Origin of the sequence: Streptomyces sp. (assembly GCF_019510245.1) — a bacterium.
Classification (GTDB): Bacteria; Actinomycetota; Actinomycetes; order Streptomycetales; family Streptomycetaceae; genus Streptomyces.
This window is the reverse complement of record NZ_JAEKKT010000350.1, coordinates 1-4,703: the sequence shown is the minus strand read 5'-3', so window position 1 is coordinate 4,703 and position 4,703 is coordinate 1. Positions and strand designations below refer to the sequence as shown.

Below are 4,703 nucleotides of genomic sequence, written 5' to 3'. Positions count from 1 at the left end.
CGGTCGATGTCCTCGAAGTGCACCCGGGTGGCCTCGAGGTGCTGGCGGTGCAAGGTGTCGAGCATCTGACCGATGCGCGGGACCAGCCTGGTGACGGTCGCGTACGCCTTCGCAGTCTTGGCCTCGTCGCCGGTGACGCCGAGGTCGATGGCGCCCTGCATGCCGGCGCGCATGGCCGATGACTCCGCCTCGGTGATCCGGGCCAGAGCTGCTCCGAGCACCCTCGACACAGCGAGCGCCGTCTCCTCGCCAAGGAACCGTCGCACGTCCAGGTAGGTGCCGAGCGCGTCGATGTCCGCCTCGCGGCTCGACCTCGAACCGGGCGGCCGCATCACGGATGGTCAGCAGACCGACGAGCGGTCGGATCCTGCGGTCGCCGGCCAGCGCGAACAGCCGGCCGCGGGCGTGCGCGAGCTGCATCTCCTCCATCGTGCAGCCGTCTTCGACGAGGAACTCGAGCAGCTCACGTCGCTGGAGGGCGTTCGGGGCGGACGGGTCGTAGAGGCCCGCCTCGGTGAACGCCTCGAGATCCACGCCGCCAGTGTCTCAGCAGCCGTGGACGACCACACCGCTCCCGTCGCGCGTCTTGCGCACCTCGACCCGCGCCGGGATCCGCTGCCGCAGCTCCGCCACGTGCGAGACCAGCCCGACGACCCGGCCGCCCTCGCGCAGCCCGTCGAGCACGTCCATCACCTCGTCGAGGGTCTCCTCGTCCAGCGTCCCGAAGCCCTCGTCGACGAACAGCGCCCCGATGTGCGCGCCGCCCGCTTCCGCGGTGACGACGTCGGCCAGGCCGAGCGCCAGGGCGAGCGCCGCGAGGAACGTCTCCCCACCGGACAGCGTGGCCGTCTCCCGGTCCAGTCCCGACCAGCCGTCCCGCACCAGCAGCCCGAGCCCCGAACGGGCACCGCCGCGCGCCGAGCCGTCGGTGTGGACCAGCTCGTAGCGCCCCTGCGTCATCCGCAGCAGCCGCACGCTGGCCGCCGCGGCGACCTCCTCGAGCCGGGCCGCGAGCACGAACGAGGTGAGCGTCATCCGCAGCCCGTTGGCGCCGCCGCCGGCGCACAGGTCGGCGAGCGCGCGAACCTCACGTGCGGTGGCCTCGAGCGGCGCCAGCTGCTCCAGCGCCTCGCGCAGCGCCGGCACCAGACGGGCGAGCGCCTCGACCCGCTGCCGCGCCACGCCGTGCTGCGCGGAGGTGGCGGCCAGCACGGCATCGGCCGCACTCAGCGCCTCGGCGGTCGTCGCGACCGGCGCCGGCTCGTCGAGGTCGACGGCCAGCTGAGGGTCGGCGAGCTCCGCAGCCAGTGCCGCCTCGGCGTCGGCTGCCTCACGCAACGCAGCGGTCTGAGCGGCACACCAGTCCCGCTCCCGCACCGCCGCCCGCGCCGCGTCGACGTCGGCGAAACCCGCTGCAGCGCAGGCGGTCTCGGCGTCCGACTGAGCTGCCGCCAGCTCCCGGACCGCCACCGCGAGCCCCTCCGCGGCCGACAGCGCGTCCGTCCACTCCGCCGCGTCCGCCTGCGCCGAGGCCAGGGCCGCTGCGAGATCCGCCGCGCCGGCTTGCGAAAGCTCCGCACCCAGGGCCGCCGCCGTCTCCGCCGCCTCGACGCCACGCCGGGACGCGGCCTCCGCACGGGTGGTGGCCGCCACCAGCAGGTTCGACAGCTCGGTGCGGCGCGTCTCCAGCATGGTGAGGTCCAGCTCGCGGGCCTCGAGCTGCGCCGCGGTGGCGAGCAGCACGTCCAGCTCCAGGTCGAGCTCCCCGATCCGGGCGTCCAACGCTGCAGCCGTCCATGGTCCGACCCGCTCGACCAGCGACGACTCCCGCGACACCGCAGTGGCGAGCCGGGTCGTCAGGTCGAGCACCACCGCCTGGGCCTCGTCCGCCTGCTGCCGGGCCCGCTCCTCGTCCTCCACGCTGACGCCCTCGTCGCGCAGCGAGCTGGGGTCCGGGTGCGATGGCGATCCGCACACCTCGCACGGGACGCCGTCCTCGAGCAGCGCCGCCAGCCGGGCCACCATCGAGTTGGTCGAGGCGACCCGCAGCTCCAGCGCCTTCGACTCCAGCGCCAGCGCCGTCTCGCGCGCGCCCAGCTGCGACATCCGCAGCCCGACGACGGCCTCTGTGGTCACCGCGAGCTGGACCGCGACCGGGCGCAGCGCCGCGAGGGTGTCCCGCTCCAGCTGCAGCTGCGGCACCGCCGCCACCGCCGACCGGGCAGCCGAGAGGTGCGCGGCCAGCTCCGCCCGGCGGGTCGGCAGCACGGCCAGCTCCACCTCGCACTGGGCGACCTCGGCCAGCGCGTCGGCCTGCTCGGCCCGCGCCTGCCCGACGACGGCGAGTGCGTCCCGACGTGCCTCGTCGACCGCACGCAGCCCGTCGAGCCGGTGCCGGCGGGCAACCGCCTCCGCCGACCGCGCGCGCACCTGCTCGACCGGCAGCTCCGCCGCGCACGAGGACGCGACCGCCGCCAGCGCCGCATCGCGTGCCGTGCGCCGCGCTGTCCACGCGTCGAGCACCGGCACGACCGCCGCGGCACGCGCGGCGGCATCCAGCTCCACCGCCGCAGCCACCCGGGCGGGGCGGCCGGCCGCCAACGTCTCAGAGCGCACCAGCGCCGCCCGCCGCCGCGCCTGCAGCTCCGCGAGCCGCGCAGCCCCCACGGCGGCCACCCGGGCGATCTCCCGCGCGCGTTCCCGCTCCGCGACCAGCCCCGACGACTCGTCCAGCGCGCGCTCCGACGCCGCCAGCAGCGAGCTGCCCCACGCCGCGGACACCGGATCGGCCAGCTCGGCTGAGGCCACCTCGGCCACCCGGGCAGCCAGGTCGTCCACCACGGCACGCGCCGCACCGACCCGTTCGCCGCACTGCCGGCGGCGACCGGCCAGCCAGTCCTCCACGTCGGCGAACCGCTCGGTGGCGAACAGCTTCTTGAGCAGCTCCACCCGTTCCGCCGAGGACGACCGCAGGAACGCCGCGAACTCCCCCTGCGGCAGCAGCACCACCTGGAAGAACTGCTCGGCCGACATCCCGACCAGGTCGAGGACCTCGTCGTCAGCCTCCCGCGGCCGGGTCGACAGCGTCTCCCACGCACCGCCGCGCAGCTCCTCCAGCAGCACCCGGCCCTGCTCGGTGACGTCACCTGTCCCGCGCGTCTTCGGCCGGGTCCAGGCAGGCGACCGGGTGATGCGGATGCGGCGCGCACCGAAGCTGGCCTCGAGCGTCACCGACGTCCGGACGTCCTGCGGGCAGTGGTCGGACCGCAGCCGCTTGGCCTGTCCGCGCACCCCCGGCACCCGTCCGAACAGCGCGAACCCGATGCCGTCGAGCAGCGTCGTCTTGCCCGCACCGGTCGCGCCGTGCAGCAGGAACAGCCCCGCCGACGACAGCGCGTCCAGGTCGAGCGAGACGGTCGAGGCGAACGGCCCGAACCCCGTCATCGACAGCGCGTGCGGCCTCATGCCGACTGCCCGACCCGGACCGCCTCGAACGCCTCCGCGAGCAGCGCGGTCTCAGCTGCGGTGGCCGACGTGCCCCGCACGTGCGAGACGAAGGACGACGCGACCTCGACGTCCGACCCCCGCACCCGCGACGCGTAGGACTCCAGCGTCCGCGCCACCCCCGCCGGCTCGAAGCCGAGCACCAGCACGTGCGGGAACCGCGACCGCAGCCGCTCCATCGCCTGGTCGGGCCGCGCCGCGTCCGTCAGCGTCACAGACAGCCAGTCCTGCTCCACGCTCGTGAACTCCGCCGACGAGAGCAGCGACGAGAGCGACCCGCGTACGACGGACAGCCGGCGCGGCACGGGCGCCGGCACGAGCTCCACGGTGCCGCCCAGCTCCACGAGCCAGGACCCCTTCACGTGGCCCGCATCCGAGAACGAGTACGCCAGCGGCGACCCGGAGTACCGCACCGTCGGGCTGAGCACCTGCGGGCCGTGCAGGTGGCCGAGCGCGGCGTACCCGAACCCGTCGAACAGCGACACCGGCACGCGCGAGACGCCGCCGACGGAGATGTCGCGCTCGGACTCTGCGGCGTCGCCCCCCGCGACCCAGCAGTGCGCCAGCACGACCGAGGACGGACCCGCGACCGCCCGCACCCGGGTCAGCGCGTCGGTCAGCGCGGCGACGTGCGACCCGAAGCCGTGCGCGGCCGGCTCGAGGTAGGGCACCGCGAAGAACGGCACCCCGTCCAGCACGACCGGCACGTCGACGGTCGCCAGCGACGTGCGCAAGAAGACCCCTGAGGCGTCGATCAGCGAGGACCCGAAGCCCAGCCGCCGGGCGCTGTCGTGGTTGCCGCTGATGACCACCACCCGCGCACCGGCGTCCCGCAGCCGGGCGAACGCCGACGAGCACAGCTCGACCGCCTCCAGCGGCGGCACCGCCCGGTCGTAGACGTCGCCGGACACGACCACCACGTCCACCGACTCGGCCCGCACCACGTCGACCAGGTGGTCGACGAAGCCCTCCTGCGCCGCGGCGAGCGAGGCCCGGTGCAGGGACCGGCCCAGGTGCCAGTCGGAGGTGTGGAGGAGACGCACACCCGCACGGTAGGGAGCACGTCGGACACCGCATGGGTGCCACGCGGCAGCTGTGGACAGCAACGGCGGAGGTGGAGAGATTTGAACTCTCGATGGGCTTGAGACCCAAACCGCATTAGCAGTGCGGCGCCATAGACCGGGCTAGGCGACACCTCC

General features: G+C 74.8%; 2 protein-coding genes, 1 tRNA gene and 1 pseudogene. All 4 read right to left on the bottom strand.

What is annotated here, in order from left to right; all coding sequences use genetic code 11:
• Positions 1–335, bottom strand: a pseudogene (locus tag JF597_RS51275) (hypothetical protein); the annotation flags it as partial.
• Between the two features lie 211 nt (positions 336–546).
• Positions 547–3,465, bottom strand: a complete 2,919-nt coding sequence (locus JF597_RS51270; RefSeq protein ID WP_294013426.1) for an SMC family ATPase — start codon at positions 3,463–3,465, stop codon at positions 547–549.
• Complete coding sequence (locus tag JF597_RS51265; protein WP_294013423.1) at positions 3,462–4,547, bottom strand: exonuclease SbcCD subunit D; 1,086 nt, start codon at positions 4,545–4,547, stop codon at positions 3,462–3,464. The genes JF597_RS51270 and JF597_RS51265 overlap by 4 nt, the downstream gene beginning before the upstream one ends.
• A 66-nt stretch (positions 4,548–4,613) precedes the next feature.
• Positions 4,614–4,703: transfer RNA gene (locus JF597_RS51260), tRNA-Ser, on the bottom strand.

Excerpts from the sequence above, each read along its gene's own strand:
- JF597_RS51270 (WP_294013426.1), bottom strand. The coding sequence starts at position 3,465 with ATGAGGCCGCACGCGCTGTCGATGACGGGGTTCGGGCCGTTCGCCTCG.